Source organism: Staphylococcus sp. HMSC057A08 (assembly GCF_001812925.1).
Taxonomy (GTDB): domain Bacteria; phylum Bacillota; class Bacilli; order Staphylococcales; family Staphylococcaceae; genus Staphylococcus; species Staphylococcus hominis.
Genome location: NZ_KV810847.1, coordinates 279,952 through 297,580 on the forward strand (window position 1 = coordinate 279,952; position 17,629 = coordinate 297,580).

Annotated in this window: 15 protein-coding genes and 1 pseudogene; 10 read left to right on the forward strand and 6 right to left on the reverse strand. The window is 32.1% G+C overall.

Features of this window, described 5'->3' with window-relative positions; all coding sequences use genetic code 11:
- Nucleotides 1–29 precede the first annotated feature (29 nt).
- From copZ to HMPREF2881_RS03205, 3 genes are all read right to left on the reverse strand, one after another.
- Nucleotides 30–239 (reverse strand): copper chaperone CopZ, encoded by a 210-nt coding sequence (gene copZ, locus HMPREF2881_RS03195; RefSeq protein WP_002449345.1) that lies wholly within the window; start codon nt 237–239, stop codon nt 30–32.
- Between the two features lie 88 nt (nt 240–327).
- Nucleotides 328–2,715 carry a heavy metal translocating P-type ATPase gene (locus HMPREF2881_RS03200; protein WP_002488285.1) on the reverse strand — a complete coding sequence of 796 codons (2,388 nt, stop codon included), beginning with the start codon at nt 2,713–2,715 and terminating at the stop codon, nt 328–330.
- Between the two features lie 134 nt (nt 2,716–2,849).
- Nucleotides 2,850–3,056, reverse strand: coding sequence for a hypothetical protein (locus HMPREF2881_RS03205; protein WP_002488185.1), 207 nt, complete (start codon nt 3,054–3,056; stop codon nt 2,850–2,852).
- Between the two features lie 196 nt (nt 3,057–3,252).
- Here HMPREF2881_RS03205 and HMPREF2881_RS03210 point away from each other — a divergent pair, with 196 nt between their 5' ends.
- From HMPREF2881_RS03210 to HMPREF2881_RS03220, 3 genes and pseudogenes are all read left to right on the forward strand, one after another.
- Nucleotides 3,253–4,122 carry an SDR family oxidoreductase gene (locus HMPREF2881_RS03210; protein ID WP_002488266.1) on the forward strand — a complete coding sequence of 290 codons (870 nt, stop codon included), beginning with the start codon at nt 3,253–3,255 and terminating at the stop codon, nt 4,120–4,122.
- 94 nt (nt 4,123–4,216) lie between these two features.
- On the forward strand, nt 4,217–4,810 hold the full coding sequence (locus HMPREF2881_RS03215) for a sugar O-acetyltransferase (protein WP_002488188.1): 594 nt from the start codon (nt 4,217–4,219) through the stop codon (nt 4,808–4,810).
- 225 nt (nt 4,811–5,035) lie between these two features.
- A pseudogene (locus HMPREF2881_RS03220) lies at nt 5,036–7,543 on the forward strand (CDP-glycerol glycerophosphotransferase family protein).
- 43 nt (nt 7,544–7,586) lie between these two features.
- Here HMPREF2881_RS03220 and HMPREF2881_RS03225 read toward each other — a convergent pair.
- Nucleotides 7,587–8,537, reverse strand: coding sequence for an NAD-dependent epimerase/dehydratase family protein (locus HMPREF2881_RS03225; protein ID WP_002454822.1), 951 nt, complete (start codon nt 8,535–8,537; stop codon nt 7,587–7,589).
- Nucleotides 8,538–8,806: 269 nt separating this feature from the next.
- On the opposite strand from HMPREF2881_RS03225, the gene pruA reads away from it, so the two are divergent.
- From pruA to HMPREF2881_RS03245, 4 genes are all read left to right on the forward strand, one after another.
- Nucleotides 8,807–10,351 (forward strand): L-glutamate gamma-semialdehyde dehydrogenase, encoded by a 1,545-nt coding sequence (gene pruA, locus HMPREF2881_RS03230; protein WP_002449313.1) that lies wholly within the window; start codon nt 8,807–8,809, stop codon nt 10,349–10,351.
- 215 nt (nt 10,352–10,566) lie between these two features.
- Nucleotides 10,567–10,794: a FeoA family protein gene (locus HMPREF2881_RS03235; RefSeq protein WP_002449375.1), complete on the forward strand. Its 228-nt coding sequence runs from the start codon at nt 10,567–10,569 to the stop codon at nt 10,792–10,794.
- 4 nt (nt 10,795–10,798) lie between these two features.
- The gene (gene feoB, locus HMPREF2881_RS03240) at nt 10,799–12,793 is read left to right on the forward strand and encodes a ferrous iron transport protein B (RefSeq protein WP_002488184.1); all 1,995 of its coding nucleotides are present in this window, start codon (nt 10,799–10,801) and stop codon (nt 12,791–12,793) included.
- An 11-nt stretch (nt 12,794–12,804) separates the two neighbouring features.
- Nucleotides 12,805–12,993, forward strand: a complete 189-nt coding sequence (locus HMPREF2881_RS03245; protein WP_002449289.1) for a FeoB-associated Cys-rich membrane protein — start codon at nt 12,805–12,807, stop codon at nt 12,991–12,993.
- Nucleotides 12,994–13,058: 65 nt separating this feature from the next.
- Here HMPREF2881_RS03245 and HMPREF2881_RS03250 read toward each other — a convergent pair whose 3' ends face one another.
- Nucleotides 13,059–13,610, reverse strand: coding sequence for a TetR/AcrR family transcriptional regulator (locus HMPREF2881_RS03250; RefSeq protein WP_002449497.1), 552 nt, complete (start codon nt 13,608–13,610; stop codon nt 13,059–13,061).
- A 326-nt stretch (nt 13,611–13,936) separates the two neighbouring features.
- On the opposite strand from HMPREF2881_RS03250, the gene HMPREF2881_RS03255 reads away from it, so the two are divergent.
- Entirely contained in the window at nt 13,937–14,401 is a 465-nt protein-coding gene (locus tag HMPREF2881_RS03255; RefSeq protein ID WP_002449534.1) for a hypothetical protein, read from the forward strand.
- Between the two features lie 152 nt (nt 14,402–14,553).
- Nucleotides 14,554–15,075: a methylated-DNA--[protein]-cysteine S-methyltransferase gene (locus HMPREF2881_RS03260; protein ID WP_002449174.1), complete on the forward strand. Its 522-nt coding sequence runs from the start codon at nt 14,554–14,556 to the stop codon at nt 15,073–15,075.
- Nucleotides 15,076–15,195: 120 nt separating this feature from the next.
- Here HMPREF2881_RS03260 and HMPREF2881_RS03265 read toward each other — a convergent pair whose 3' ends face one another.
- Nucleotides 15,196–16,362 (reverse strand): hydroxymethylglutaryl-CoA synthase, encoded by a 1,167-nt coding sequence (locus HMPREF2881_RS03265; RefSeq protein ID WP_037555820.1) that lies wholly within the window; start codon nt 16,360–16,362, stop codon nt 15,196–15,198.
- A 112-nt stretch (nt 16,363–16,474) separates the two neighbouring features.
- Between HMPREF2881_RS03265 and HMPREF2881_RS03270 the strand changes: the two genes are divergently transcribed.
- Nucleotides 16,475–17,629, forward strand: a complete 1,155-nt coding sequence (locus HMPREF2881_RS03270) for a thiolase family protein (protein ID WP_002449441.1) — start codon at nt 16,475–16,477, stop codon at nt 17,627–17,629.

Here is a 17,629-nt window from a genome sequence, read left to right on the forward strand (position 1 = left end):
AAGTTGGAGCGTTACCTCCAACTTTTTTATTATTCTTTAACATCATAGCCTTGATCTTCAATAGTATCATGTAAATCTTTCGTTGAAACGAGTTCATCATTATAATCTACACGAACTTCGTTTTTATCAAGGTCTACTTCAGCAGTTCTTACACCATTAATTTTAGCTAATGCTGATTCGATTGTATTTTTACAATGGTCACAACTCATACCATCTACTTTAATGACTTTATTAATCATTGATTGTCACCTCCGAGTACTTCATAATGACTATACCCATATTTTACGCTTTTTAAATTTTTATGAAAGTATAAAGCTTAAAATTCATTTATAATTTCATTCGTTTTAGACGTAATGCATTAGTTACAACGCTTACAGAACTTAATGCCATCGCTGCACCAGCAATCCATGGAGCGAGTAAGCCCATTGCAGCAATAGGAATACCAGCAGCATTATAACCGAACGCCCAAAAAAGATTCTGTTTGATATTTCGAATGGTTTTATGACTTGTGTGAATCGCTTTAGGAACTAAAGCAATGTCTCCACCTAAGATAGTAATATCAGCCGCTTCAATTGCGACTTCAGTACCTGTTCCCATGGCAATACCAATATCTGCTTGAACTAAAGCAGGTGCATCATTAATACCATCGCCAACCATCGCAACGTTCTCACCTTTATCTTGAAAATGAGCAACATGTTTAGCTTTATCTTCCGGAAGAACATTGGCGATCACATGATCAATACCAACTTCATTTGCGATAGCTTGAGCTGTAGAGTGGTTATCACCTGTAATCATTACCGTACGTAAATTCATGTCTTTTAGTTCTTGAACCGCAACTTTGGCTTCAGATTTAACAGTGTCTGCTACAGCAATATAACCACGTAATATCTGATCATATGCAATCAACATGACAGTTTGTCCTTTTTGTTCAATTTGGGTGATTTCATCTAATAAAGATGTTGTATCAATATGATGATTTGACATTAATGATCGGTTGCCTATGAATAATGTCTTATTATTGATTATAGCTTTAATACCATGACCTGGTAATGTTTCATAGTGCTCTATATTTGTTAAAGTAAGCTGTTTTGTTTTAGCGTACTTAACAATCGCGGTTGCTAAAGGATGTTCAGAATTATTTTCAGCAGAAGCTACATATTGTAATAAAGTATCATCACCTTTAAAGTAAGTCACTTCTGGTGTACCATGTGTCAACGTACCCGTTTTATCAAATACCACTGTATCAATTTGATGAGTACGTTCTACATATTCGCCACCTTTAAACAAGATACCTTCTTCTGCTGCACGTCCTGTACCAACCATAATAGAAGTTGGCGTTGCAAGTCCTAATGCGCATGGACAAGCAATCACTAATACAGAGATCATGGCAACGAGTGCATCTTCAAATTGACCAGGATGAACGAAAATAATCCATATGATAAAGACGAGTACGGCAATACCAATAACAATAGGTACGAAATAGCCAGAAATCATATCTGCTAAACGTTGAATAGGTGCCTTTGAACTTTGGGCTTCTTCAACTACTTTAATAATATTAGATAAAGCGGTATCTTGACCTACTTTTGTTGCTTGAACGGTAATGACACCATTTTTATTTAGTGTTGCACCAATCACTTCATTATCAACTGTTTTATCTATAGGCATGGATTCTCCAGTTAGCATGGATTCATCTACGGTTGTTGTCCCTTTAATGACTTTTGCATCTACTGGAATTTTTTCTCCTGGTTTAACAAGTAAGGTGTCTCCAACTTGAACATTTTGAAGCGGAACCATTGTTTCTGTTCCATCATCTTTAATGAGACGTGCTTCTTTGGCTTGTAAATTTAATAATTGATTTAAAGCATGTGTTGTTTGTGATTTTGCACGTGCTTCTAAATACTTGCCAAATAAAATTAAAGTGATTAAAACAGCACTGGTTTCAAAATAAAGGTGGGGCTGTGCGTTTGAGTCTAATAACCATTTACTCATTTCATAAATACTATAGAAATAAGCTGCACTCGTACCAAGTGCTACAAGAACATCCATATTGGCACCACCATTACGTAAATTCTTGTATGCGCCAACATAAAATTGCCATCCTATAATAAATTGAATGGGAGTGGCTAAGATAAATTGAAACCAAGGATTCATAAATATTTTAGGTAATGGTACATTAAATAAATGAACAAGCATCGTTAAAAGTAATGGAAAAGCTAATATTGCTGAAATAATGAGTTTATTACGTTTTCTTTTTAATTCTTGAACTTTACGAGAAGCTTGTTCTTTTTTTGATTGTTTAGGTTTAGCATCATAGCCGAGATGTTGTATTCGTCCAATGAGCGTATCAACATCAGTTTGACCTGGATAATAATCAATTGTTGCTTGTTCTGTGGTTAGATTGACTGTTGCTTGCTTAACGCCTGTTGTTTTATTTAATACTTTTTCAATACGATTAGAACAAGCAGCACACGTCATACCTATAACGTCTAGTTCACTTTTATCTGTTTCAACGTCATATCCTAATTTTTGAATCGTTTCAATAAAATCGCTTACTTCATATTGATCGTTAGGATAATCAATGGTTGCTTTTTCAGTTGCCAGATTCACTTGAGCATGAACGCCATCTATTTTATTCAATCGTTTTTCAATACGATTAGAACAAGCGGCACATGTCATGCCAATGATATTCAAGGTGATCTGATGATTTTGAGTCATATGTTCATCCTCCTATCATCTTCAATATACCCCCTTAGGGTATGTTAGTCAATGACCTTGCTTAATAAAAAAAGAACAACGTTACTCTAAATAAAATGAGTACATTGTTCTCTTATTCATGATAGCTATGAATACTAAAAGAAATCAGATGGTTTAAAATGACTTAAATCTAAATCTTTAAAATTATTGAAGTTTGGATGAGTGATAGATCGTATAAGTTCACCATTTTTAGTTTCATTATAGTATTGGTTGGCTTCATTCATTAAATCATGATCTTGAACTGTTTTTACAAGCCCTAAAATGATAAGAATGGTAATGATACCCTTTAGAATACCTTTCATGTTGTAACACTCCTTTTTATCTTTATCTCTATATGAGTCGTTGTTTAGATTAATTATATTATAAAGACTCTATGTTAAAATTTCATGCATTTCTAGTACGGATTTTGTATCATTCAAAAGTAGTAAGTATAGTCATTTTGTTTTAAAAATCAAAGAAATGGGAACGGTTAAGTAAATAAAGAAGGAGTGAAGAGGTATGGACTTATTAGATTTTCATAAAAAAATTAAAGGTTATACACAAGAAAAACAACCAGGTTCTGAAAAAGATATGGATCCTAGACCTATTGCTGAAATGGAAGAATACAAAGCTGGCGGTAAACTAAAAGGAAAAGTCGCATTAATTACTGGTGGTGACTCCGGTATTGGTCGTTCAGTAGCGATTTTATATGCCAAAGAAGGCGCTGATGTCGCTATTGGTTATTATAATGAACATGAAGACGCTGAAGATACCGTCAATCGTTTAAAAGAAATCGGCGTTAAAGCAAAAGCATATTCTCATGATTTAAAAGATGCTGATCAATCAAAAAAACTTGTTGAAACTGTTGTTAACGATTTTGGTGGTCTCAATATATTAGTAAATAATGGTGGCGTGCAATTTCCTAATGAAGACTTTTTAGATATTAAACCAGAACATTTCAATGAAACATTTAAAACAAATATTTTTGGTATGTTCTTCTTAACACAAGCTGCAGTACCTCATTTAAGTAAAGGTGATGCAATTGTTAATACAACAAGTGTAACGGCTTATCGTGGTTCTGGTCACCTTATTGATTATTCAGCAACTAAAGGTGCTATTGTGTCGTTCACACGTTCTATTGCAACATCATTGATGGAAAAAGGAATTCGTGTTAACGGTGTAGCGCCAGGTCCAATTTATACTCCATTAATTCCATCAACATTTGATGAAGATAAAGTAGAAAATCAAGGCGGAGATACACCAATGGGTCGACGTGGTCAACCTGCTGAACTTGCGCCAGCTTATGTATTCTTAGCAAGTTATGCAGATAGTTCTTATATTACAGGTCAAATTATCCATGTTAATGGTGGCGATTATATTACGTCTTAGTATGTAGTACTTATGAAGATAATAAAGTATTCTGTCTACGTATAGCGTAGGGAGAATACTTTTTATATTTATAGAAAGAAAAGAGGAAAAGACAATGACTGAAAAAGAAAAAATGTTAGCACACGAATGGTATGATGCAAACTTTGATAAGGAATTAAGAATGGACAGACAGCGTGCTAAAGACTTATGCTTTGAATATAATCATACACGACCTAGTGATATAGAAAAACGCCAAGCGATTTTAAAAGAATTACTTGGCTATGAAGCGAAACAACTTTCAATCAGCAGTCCATTTGACACAGATTATGGTTGGAATATAAAAGTTGGAGAAAACGTGTTTATCAATAGCAATAGTTATTTGATGGATGGTGGTGGCATTACGATCGGCGATAACGTCTTTATAGGACCATCATGTGGACTATATACAGCACATCATCCACTCAATTATCAAGATCGTAATAAAGGATGGGAATTGGCAAAACCTATTCATATAGGAAGTAATATTTGGTTTGGTGCGAGTGTGACAGTGACACCAGGTGTTTCAATTGGTGATGGCTCAGTTATTGCAGCAGGTAGTGTTGTAACAAACGATATTCCACCGAATAGTTTAGCTGCTGGAGTGCCAGCAAAAGTGATAAGAACGATTGATCAAAATGAAACGATAAATATACCTAATCACTTTGAATAATATAGTAACCAACCTTTAAGCAGTAACACGTATGCTTAAAGGTTGATTTTTATGTAAAATAACAATTTGTATTGAAATTAAATATTTATTATATAATATAATTAAATGATATAATTGTAGAGTGCTGAATGTGTGTATTACTATATGTGCATCATTGAAATAGTTCAATTCATTTTAATGAAACAACTTAAGAGAAATAAAAGCAACTTAGAAAGGATAATGAATATGACACTTAAGACATGTCTTACAAATCAATTAAGACGTAAATTGAATTTTTTATTTAAGCCAATACAAAGAAAAAATAAATCTGCTTATACAAGTAAAGTAATGACTTACGCTAAATATTATAAAAAAAATAACGTTAAGGAATATCAGATACTATATCAAGTGAGAGATGGAAAAAGTATCACAGATAGTCCATATGCAATATTTAAAAGTTTAATTCAACAACCTCGTTATCGTAAATATAAACACATATGGGTAGTAGATCATCACGAAACATTGCTATTTTATAAAGCAAGGTTTAAGTACTATAAAAATGTAGAGTTTGTTATTAAAGAATCAAGAGAATATTTGAAAGCATTAACGGAGAGTAAGTATTTAATTAATAATTCTACTTTTCCATACTATTTCATTAAAAAGCCAAAACAAATGTATATCAATACATGGCATGGGACACCTTTAAAATATATGGGATTAGACATTGAAAATAGTCTTTATGGTTCTCAAAATATTATTAAAAACTTTTTAAGCAGCGATTACTTAATTAGTCCTAATCACCATACGACGACGATTTTTAAACGAGCCTTTAGACTTGAAAATATTTATGGTGGAGAATTTTTGGAAATTGGATATCCTAGAATCGATTTAACTTTAAATTCAAATCGAAAAGACATGATTAGCGAGTTGAATCATTATCTTCATATTAGTAAAGAACAAAGTATTTTATTGTATTGTCCAACTTGGAGAGGCGAGGATGTCAATGCACCAGAGGCAAGTTTAAATCATATCGTTGAAGAAGTTGAAAAACTTAAACATCATCTAGATTATCAAGTGTTAGTCAAAGTCCATCCTTATTTATATAAAGACGCGCTTAAAATAAAACGTTTAAAACCTTATTTAATTCCTGATTATTTTGATACCAATGAAATATTAGCGATCGTCGATTTAATGATTACAGATTATTCAAGTATCTTCTTTGACTATTTAGTAACCAATAAACCGATTGTCTTCTATACTCCAGATTTGGATGAATATCAATCATCACGAGGTATGTATATTGCTAATCGTGACCTACCTGGTCCTGTCGTTCATCATATTGAAGATGTGATTACAGCGATCAAGCAAAAAGTATATGATGATGATTCAGTAAAGAAAAAATATCAATATTTTAAACGTCAATATACCTATCTAGATGATGGAACTGTTACTGAAACACTTATTAACATACTGTTTGAGGGTAAACGTAAGCGTCCTAAACGTAAGATCTGTGCTAAGAAAAGAGTGTTAATTTATCCTGGTGGTATGAAAAATAATGGTATTACAACGTCTATCATTAATTTATTAGAAAATGTCGATTATGAAAAATACGACATTACATTGTTTACTAATAAAAGTAAAAATCTTGAAGTTTTAAATAACTTAAATCGTATTAATAAGAACGTTAGAATTATTTTGAGAGTACCTCCATTAGCAGCATCATTGAAAGAAATGTATAGTATCGATTTCGTAAGACAGAGAGGATTAAAAAGTACGTTAGAACATTTGATATATCCGAAGAAAGTATACGAAAGAGAAATGCGAAAAGTATTTGGTCATAGCCAATTCGACTATGCGATTGATTTTAGTGGGTATTCTATGTTTTGGGCTAATTTAATTTTAGCAACAAAAGTAAAACGTAAATTGATTTATTTAAATAGTGATATTAAAGCAGATATGGAAAGAAAAGTTAACGGTGTTAAAATACATTATCAAAATTTAAAAGGTGTACGCTCGCTGTATAGTCAATTTGATCAATTAGTATGTGTATCCGATGCTTCTAAAGATCAAAATAAACAGAAGATCAATGATAAATCATTGAATAAGAAATTTGTTACTTCCAGAAATACGATTAATTTGAATAAAATCAATCAACTAAAATTAGATGACTCTGAAAAATTTGAAAAACAACACCAATCCGTACTCGTACGCATCAATAATAGGGATATAAGTTCAGTACCATTTAAGGAAGACGATTTCAAAATTGTAACTGCAGGACGATTATCACCTGAAAAAGGTTTTGACTTACTTATTGATGCATTTAGTAAAGTACATGTCAGTCATCCGCATACAAAGTTATATATTATGGGGGAAGGCCCTATCCGTGTTCAATTAGAACAACAAATAAAAAGGTTGAAATTAGAAAAACATGTCTTTTTATTAGGACAAAGGAAGAATCCATACTATATCATGAAATAAGCAGACGTCTTCTGCTTAACGTCTCATTATGAAGGACAATCAATGGTATTACTTGAAGCATTAACTTTAAAAGTTCATATTATCGCGTCAGATATTATAGCAAACCGCTATGTACTCGGTAATGGTAAATATGGTACTCTTGTGAGTCATGATATTGATGATATCACAGTCGCATTAGAACAGTGTATTCAAAAACGACCATCTCAATATGAAGTATTTAACGCACAAGAATATAATCAATTAGCACTTAAAGAGTTTTATAAACTACTCAAATAGTAAAAAACGGTTAGTATATTAATAAAAGCTAACCGTTTTTCTATTAAATAGTGATGTTGTTATGTTTATTATAAGTCAAATAAGCTGTAATACCTTCTTCAATACTATATTTAGGATTGTAACCTAATGCTTTGAGCGGGGTAATGTCAGCACAAGAATGTTTAATATCTCCAAGACGTGGAGCTTCAAATTGATAAGGTATATGATAATCAAAGCCATGTTCGAACGATTGAAAAACAGCTTTCAAATTTGTTTGTATTCCTGTGCCTACATTATAGATAAAACCATCCGTTAGAGTAGTATTAAGAACAATTGATAGAGCATTGATTAAATCATCGATATAAACAAAATCACGTGTTTGTTCACCATCTCCATAAAATGTAAAGGTTGAATGATTTAAAAACTTAGTATTCATAATAGAAATGACTCCTGAATAATCAGATGTTGGATTTTGTCTAGGACCGTAAATATTAAAGAATCTTAAACAAGTACAAGGAATTTGATATAAATGATTATAAATCTTAGTATATTGTTCTCCGGCATACTTTTGAATAGCATATGGAGATAATGGAAATGGTTTCGATTGTTCTACAGATTTAGGTAAATCGGGTAGATGACCGTAAATAGCTGCAGAAGAAGCAAATATGACTTTTTTAATATTTGGATTATATATTCGAATTGCTTCTAATATATTGACAGTAGCATCTATATTAATACGATTGGATAATTCTGGTTTTTCAATAGTTTCTACTACACTTACCATAGCAGCTAAATGAATGACAAAATCAAATTGTTCTTTTTGTATTAACTGTGTTACAAATTCAAAATCGGTGATGTCTTTGATATAAATATGTTCATTGTTCACAAAAGGTATATTCTTTAAAAAGCCGGAACTTAAGTTGTCAATAATATGTACTTCTGTGTCATGTTTCATAAAATATTCTGCTACATGGGAGCCAATAAAACCTGCTCCCCCAGTGATAAGTACTTTCATATAAATACTTCCTTTTCTAGATGTCGGTTAATTATGTTGTGATTATTATACTTTATTTTATTTAAATTATAAATTATTTATATAAAAAATGTACTGATAGGGCTATATTGGTATTTGAAGAAAAGTTTAAACAAACAATTTTGTAAGCGGTTGCAAATAAGGGAGTAAGCATAGTAAAATGAAGTTAATGATAGAAAATATCATGATTAAGAAACAAAGGGTTAGAGAATGAATTTAAATATTTAAAAACATATAGGGGGTAATGAAGTATGGTAGTACCTTTCAAAAATGAACCTGGTATTGATTTTTCTGTACAAGAAAATGTTGAAAGATTTCAAAAAACGTTAGAAAAAGTAAAACATAGCTTAGGCCAAACGCTTCCTATTGTCATTGATGGTGAACATATCATTAAGGATGATACATTCGATTCAATTAATCCAGCGAATACATCTGAATTAGTAGCTAAAGTGTCAAAAGCGACAAAAGACGATGTAGATAACGCATTTGAATCTTCAAACAAGGCTTATGACGCATGGCGTAAATGGTCACACAAAGATCGTGCTGAATTAATGCTTCGTGTCGCAGCAATCATTCGTCGTCGTAAAGAAGAAATTTCAGCAGTCATGGTATATGAAGCGGGTAAACCTTGGGATGAAGCAGTTGGAGATGCGGCTGAAGGTATTGATTTTATAGAATATTATGCTCGTTCAATGATGGAACTTGCAGATGGTAAACCGGTCTTAGATCGTGAAGGTGAACACAATCAATATTTCTATAAACCGATTGGTACAGGTGTAACCATTCCACCTTGGAACTTCCCATTTGCAATTATGGTGGGTACAACATTAGCACCAGTGGTTGCAGGTAATACGGTGTTATTGAAACCTGCTGAAGATACAGTGCTTACTGCATATAAACTGATTGAAATTTTAGAAGAAGCAGGCTTACCTAAAGGTGTGGTAAACTTTGTGCCTGGTGATCCTAAAGACATTGGTGATTACTTAGTTGATTCTGTGCATACACATTTTGTGACATTCACCGGGTCTCGTGCAACAGGAACACGCATTTACGAGCGTAGTGCAGTTGTACAAGAAGGTCAAACTTTCTTAAAACGTGTGATTGCTGAAATGGGTGGTAAAGATGCAATTGTAGTAGATGAAGGTGTAGATACAGACTTAGCTGCACACTCTATTGTAACGTCAGCGTTTGGATTCTCCGGTCAAAAGTGTTCAGCATGTTCACGTGCCATTGTGCATAGCGCTGTTTATGATGAAGTCTTAGAAAAGGCAATTGAGTTAACAAAAGATTTAACAGTAGGTAATACTGTTGATAATACATTTATGGGACCTGTTATTAATAAAAAACAATTCGATAAAATTAAAAAATATATTGAAATTGGTAGTAAAGAAGGAAAAATTGAAATTGGTGGAGAAGCGGATGATTCAACAGGTTACTTTATCCATCCAACAATCATTTCAGGATTAACATCTTCTGATCAAGTGATGCAAGAAGAAATCTTTGGCCCTGTAGTTGGCTTCACCAAATTCGATAACTTTAATGAAGCCATTGATATTGCAAATGATACAGATTATGGCTTAACAGGCGCGGTCATCACAAACAATCGTGAACATTGGATTCAAGCTGTAAATGAATTTGATGTAGGTAACTTATATCTAAATCGTGGATGTACTGCAGCTGTTGTAGGTTACCACCCATTTGGTGGTTTCAAAATGTCAGGTACAGACGCTAAAACAGGCAGTCCTGACTATTTATTAAACTTTTTAGAACAAAAAGTCGTATCAGAGATGTTCTAACATAACGAAGTGGTAGGTGCTGTGGAAAGTCGAATTCGTTCGATTTTCCATAGCTTTTTTTATAGTCTCAAAAAAATAAATACGCTAAACAATGTATGAGTCATATCTAAAATTTATGAAAAATGAATAAATAAATAATTGTAAAAGTAAGTGAAAAAGGTTATCATTTAAGTGTTGAGAATGATTATTAATTACAAATAGAAAGTGTGACTGGAATGATAAATGTAAGCACTGCATCAAAAGATAAAAAGTATGTAGTTAAACAAATTGATATTCAAAATAAAAATATGCTATATCGTTTAGGTGCCTTTGGCTTAAATGTAGGTAGTAAAATCAGTATTAAACAAAAGTGCTTGTTAAATGGACCAAGTGTTGTTGAAATTAATGGCCAATGTGTAAGCATTCGTCAACGTGATGCACGTTTAATTATGTTAGAGGAGTAAGCCTATGCACGAAAGCTTCTGTATATTAGGTAATCCAAATGTAGGAAAGACATCATTGTTTAATGCACTAACCGGTTCGTATGAATACATTGGAAACTGGAGTGGCGTTACAGTTGAAAAGAAAGTTGGACAATTAAAGAAAGATATTGGCAATTTAATCGATTTACCGGGTATTTATGATTTATCACCTATTTCTAAAGATGAAACAGTTGTCACAGACTATCTGATGACAAATACATTTACAGGTATGATTAACATTATTGATGCCAGTCAATTAAAGAGAAACCTTCAACTTACAATACAATTAATGGAATTAAATGAACCTATTATCATTGGATTAAATATGGTAGATGTGGCAACGCAAAGAGGTATTAAAATTAAATACGAAGGTCTAATGAGAAAACTGAAAGTACCTGTATTTCCCATTGTTGCTCGTAAAGGAAAAGGTACGGAGGAATTGCTAAATGAATTGTCTTTTTTAAATCCAAAAGAAAGACGTAACTTCAAAATCAGTTATGGTAAAGAAAGTGAAGATGCGATTAAGCAAATGACTTCTATCATTCAAGCACATACAGAATATCCTTCAAAACGTTTACGCTTTATAGCAATTCAGTATTTATTAGACAATCCGGAAATCGAGCGAGAACTACCTTCAGTCATTTCCGAACAAATTGAACCTATTAAAGAGAAGTTAAGTCAACACTTAGATGTATCAATACGACAACATATTGAAATCATTCGAAATCAATACATTGATCGTCTATTAGATGGCGTCGTTGAATATCCGAATGAAGAACAGCAATTTTTAACTGAAAAACTCGATAAAATGATAATGAATAGATACTTAGGTATTCCAATATTTCTAGTCATTATGTGGCTGATTTTTCAAACGACATTTACTTGGATAGGAACACCATTATCAGATCAGCTAGATGCTTTCTTTAGCGGACCACTCACAGATTGGTTAAAGGCAGGCATGCATTATATACATGTTGCGCCATTTCTACAAAATTTGATTACAGATGGTATTGTAGCTGGAGTAGGTTCAGTCTTAGTATTTGTGCCACAAATTATTGTATTATTCTTCTTTATTTCACTTTTAGAAGATTCAGGATATATGGCACGAATTGCAGTTTTAATGGATAGAACAATGGAATCAATAGGATTAAGTGGAAAATCATTTATTCCCATGATTATTGGATTTGGTTGTAATGTACCCAGTATTATGGCAACACGGAGTATTGAAAATGAAAAAGAAAGACTAATTACTATTTTAATTGCACCTTTCATGTCATGTTCGGCGCGATTGCCAGTATATGCTATTTTTGTAGGAGTATTTTTTGAAAAGTATCAATCTCTTGTAGTCCTAAGTTTATATGTATTAGGAATTGTAGTGGCATTAATTGTAAGTACATTACTTAACAAGTTTATTCTTAAAAGTGAGAATTCCGTATTTATTGTGGAACTACCTACATATAGAGTTCCATCAATTAAAACGTTATGGAGAAGTACTTGGGAAAAAGCAAAAGGATTTGTAAAAAAAGCAGGAACATTTATTTTTGGTGGTTCTGTAGTCATTTGGGCATTGAGTTACATCGGTCCTCATGGAGTGAATGTACAGATTGATGAAAGCTTCATGCACAGTATTGGAGAATTCTTTGGACATCTCATTGCTCCATTAGGATTTGGTAGTTGGCAAGCAGGCGCTACGTTAATTCCAGGATTCTTAGCTAAAGAAGTCATTGTAAGTTCTATGGCTATCTTGTATTCTTCTAGTGAAGGTGGTTTAGTCAATGTCATTCAACAACAGTTCACACCGTTATCTGCATATGCCTTTATGATTTTTATATTATTATATGTGCCATGTATTTCAACTGTTGCAACAATTCGTAAAGAAACAACATCATGGAAATGGACACTTACAGCATTAATTTATCCAATTTTTACAGCGTATATATTAACATTTGCATTTTATCAAATAACAAAATTACTTATATAAGGATGATGACAATGACTTTATTAATAAACGTAATCATTTTTGTTGCTATTTTTGGTTACGCTGCGTATACATTATATAAATTCTTTAATCGCTCTACTCAAGGAAAATGTGGTAGTTGCGATACAGATTGTAATTGTGATATTAATGCATCTAGCGAGTTAAATGAATTAAAATTAAATCATATAAAAAACAATAATTAATAATAAATAACCCCCGTCGAATTAAGACGGGGGTTATTTATTAAAACGATATAACGATGGTTTGATCAGTAATTAATCGTTTTAATATTAACTAATTTATGAAAAACGTCATCCATTTCTTTAGGCGTAAGTGTTGTCTCCTCATTTTTTTGCCACTCTAAAAAACCACCTATAATTGAACCAAAAACATAGAAAACTAAGCTTTTAGGAATGGTTTCTTCAAGTGCTATCCGATCCATATTTTCATAAACATCATTTTTGATAATATCTATAAGAAACTGATTTCTAACTTTGTTGTATTCATTATCCTCTTCTTGCATGTGTTCGATTCTAGACAATGTTTCACGATTTAATGAATTAGACAAAACTTGAAACGGACGATTAATACGTTCCTTAATATCAATTGCAAAGTAATTTTTCCCAATGACTTCAAGTAAATAGACGAGTAGTTCATATTTATCATAAAAGTGTTTATAAAATGTAGTACGATGAATACCAGCATTTTCACAAATTTTATGAACTGTAATAGAAGAGAAGGGTTCTATTTCTAGTAAAGCATATAAACTACTCGTTAACGCTTTCTTAGTCTTTATCACTCTTAAATCTTTATCATTCATGTCTTTCTCCCCTAACATGTAAACTATAAAATATTTATATAGAGATACATAATATATGATTATAGAATAGAAATATCTATAAATAAATAGAGAATAACTAATAAATTACAATTTAATAAAAAAAATGATTTTTTATGTTTAGCGTTAAATAATTTATAATATAGAAAAGTTTTAACTAGGATGAATAGGGTATACAAATTTTAAAGAAATTAATTAGAATTATAAATAAAAATTAAAAAATTATAGAAAAATAGTATTCTTTATAGAATGATTCAATGATAATTCTATAAAATATAAAAATACTCTATACTGGAGGATGGTAAAATATGAAAGGTAGTAAAAGATTAAATCAAATTAAAGAAGATAATAAAAAACAACTTAAAAAATTATTTAAGTATGACAAAAATAATGCTTTATCATTTAGTAAACCAGATCGTGAAAAAGTTCAAGATAAATTTGGTGTATATGTTATTTTTGATAAAAAAACACCAATATTTGTAGGTCAAACTGGAGGATATTCAACAGGTTATCAACCTATTACGAAAGACTTATTTAACAAAATGGGACAATATAACTTAAAATCTGGTGTAGGCACAACAAAATTTAAAAAAGGCTTAGCTCAACAAAAAGGCTTGAACGAAGACGATATTAAATCAATCACTGCTGAAGATTATGGATTAAAATTCCAATATGTAAATGTTAAAGATGAGCCAGCATTTATCAATATATTAGAAATTTTAGCATTAGAATATGCTAAAGATAAAGGCTATGAATTATATAACTTCAATTAAGAACGATTGTATTCTTAAAATAAACTTAGTATTAAACAGTTATAAATCAATGTGTCAGAATTGATTAATGGAAGCGAGAAGAGGAATTCAAATGAATTCAGTCTCGCTTCTTATTTTTTATTACAATACAATAGAGTAAGGAGGAAGCTATTATGTTCTATTCAATGCTTTATCACTCTCCAGTAGGTAATTTAGAAATCGTTACAGACGGAGAAGTAGTGACGCAATTAGAATATTTATATCAATACACGCATTTACGTTTTCCTACAGATCATGAACTATATATTTTAAAAAAAGTAAAGCGATGGCTTGATGACTATTTCTTAGGAAATAATCCAGAGATTGATTTTCCTTTACAACCTCATGGTACATCTTTTCAACAAGAAGTATGGGCTTATCTTAATACGATCCCATATGGAGAGCTTACTACTTACGGAACCATTGCAAAACATATTGGTCAAGTATTAAACAAACCAAAAATGTCTGCACAAGCTGTAGGTGGAGCTGTAGGAAAAAATCCAATTTCTATCATCATTCCTTGTCATCGCGTTGTAGGAAAAGATGGTAGTTTAACAGGATATGGTGGAACAATTGATAATAAAATTAAATTGTTAGAAATTGAAAATGTGAATATGAGTCAATTATATCGACCATTATACACAACTAAACCATAAATAAAAGGCGCCTAAGACATAATGAGTTGTCTTAGGCGTTTATAATGTTTTGGGGAGATGGGATGACGAATTCATTTTGAGTACATCGTCCCACCTTTTTTAATATCGGATTGACATACATTATTCAGGAGAATGATAATATCTAATATCATCTTCAATGTTTTCTAAATAAAAGATATTTTTATCGTTTTCTACGTTTTCAATCTCATGATTAAAAGATAAATCATCAAAACGTCTGAAGAACGATTCGTATTCTTTTACAGATACTTCTTGACGCTCATTTAATAAAGCTTGATGTGCTTTTTTATCTAAGTGTTGTTCAAAGCCTTCCACTACTGTGGCGCTAAAGAATTCTCCCACTGACCCAGAACCATAACTAAATAATCCAATTGTTTGACCAGGAGTTAAAGTTCTGTTTTCAAGTAATGAAATTAAACTTAAATAAAGTGATCCAGTATATATATTACCTACATAACGATTATAGTATACAGCATCTTCATAACCAGACGTTAATCGAGATTGAGTCGTTTCATCAGTATCATTAATGATAGAATCTAATGCTTTTTTGCCCATTTTAGTAAAAGGCACATGGAAACATAATGATTCAAAATCGGATAATGATTTATCTTCACGACGTGCATACTCTTTCCAACTTTCTTGGAATGATTCAATATATGCATCTTTTGATAATGCACCTGCAACAAGTGGATATTTATAACCAGTCGGTCTCCAGAAATCATACACATCTGCTGTATAAGCAACAGCATCATTGTTTAATTGTAAAATGCGAGGCTGATGTGAAATTAACATTGCCACTGCACCAGCACCTTGTGTAGGTTCACCGCCTGACTCGATACCATAACGTGCTGTATCACTTGCAATGACCAATACTTTTTCGTTAGGACGGTTTGCAAGATAATCTTTAGCAAGTTGAATTGCAGGTGTAGCTGCATAGCAAGCTTCTTTCATTTCAAAACAACGTGCAAAAGGTTGGATATTTAATAAATGGTGAATTTGAACTGCTGCGGCTTTAGCGTTGTCGATAGCAGATTCAGTAGCAACGATAACCATTCCAATATGTTTTTTATCATCTTCTGTTATAATATCTTTAGCAGCATTGGCTCCCATTGATACGATATCTTGAGATACTGGACTTACTGCCATTTGTGTTTGTCCAATCCCAATTAAAAATTTGTTTGGATCAACTTGACGAGCCTCTGCAAGCTTCGCCATGTCTACATAGTATTTAGGGACATAAAAATTGATTTTATCGATACCTATATTCACAGGCATGTCATCCTTTCGAATAGTCTAATTTTAACAATACAATACTCTGTATTTTACCAAAATAAATTACTAAAATACAATTATATCTATATTACAGGCAAGGAGATAAAGAATGAAACAAATCGCTATTGTAAGTGCTAAAAGAACGCCAATTGGCAAATATAAAGGGAAATTGAGAAATTATTCAGCTGTTGAACTAGGTACAACAGCTTTAAAAGGAGCTATTGAATCAATTGATATCGATCCATCTCTTATTGAACAAGTTATTTTCGGAAATGTCTTACAAAGTGGTATAGGACAAAACTCTGCACGACAAATTGCTATTAAATCAGGTATTCCTGATACAACTCCAGCGATGACGATTAATGAAGTATGTGGTTCAGGACTTAAAGCAATTATTTTAGGGAAGCAACTTATTCAATTAGGAGAAGCTAAAGTCGTTGCTGTTGGTGGTGTTGAAAGTATGACTAATGCACCTAAACTTATTTTAAAAGACGGAGAAGACCCTGTAGAAAGTTTTATGCATGATGGATTAACGGATGCTTTCCATTATGTTCCGATGGGTGTCACAGCAGAAAATATAGCTGAAAAATATCATGTAACACGTGAAATGCAAGACGAGTTTGCTAACCATTCTCATGCTAAAGCTGCAAAAGCCGTTGAAGAAGGTAAATTTGATAACGAAATTATAAAAATGACAGACGCTGAAGGTAATGAGATGACTTCTGATGAAGGTATAAGATCAAATAGTAGTGTTGAAAAATTATCTACTTTGAAAACAATATTTAAAGAGAATGGAACAGTCACTGGTGGTAATGCTTCGAGTATTAATGATGGATCATCTGCCCTTATTTTAATGGAAGCAACATTTGCAAAAGAACATGGATTTGAAATTCTTGGCATAGTAGGAGATTACGCTGAAGTAGGTTGCGATCCACAATACATGGGTTATGCACCTTTTTATGCAGTAGAAAAATTATTAGAAAAAACACATCAAAACATTAATGATATTGATATTATAGAAATGACTGAAGCATTTGCAGCTCAAAGTATACCTGTTAAGGATCATTTAAAAATTCCTGATAGCATTTTAAATATTTATGGTGGTGCCATTGCATTAGGACATCCTATTGGTGCAAGTGGTGCACGTCTCGTTACAACACTTGTGAATGCTTTAGAACAAGAACATCAACATACAGGTATCGCAACAGCTTGCATTGGTGGAGGACTAGGCATTGCTTTAATGATTGAAAAGGGAGTACATTAA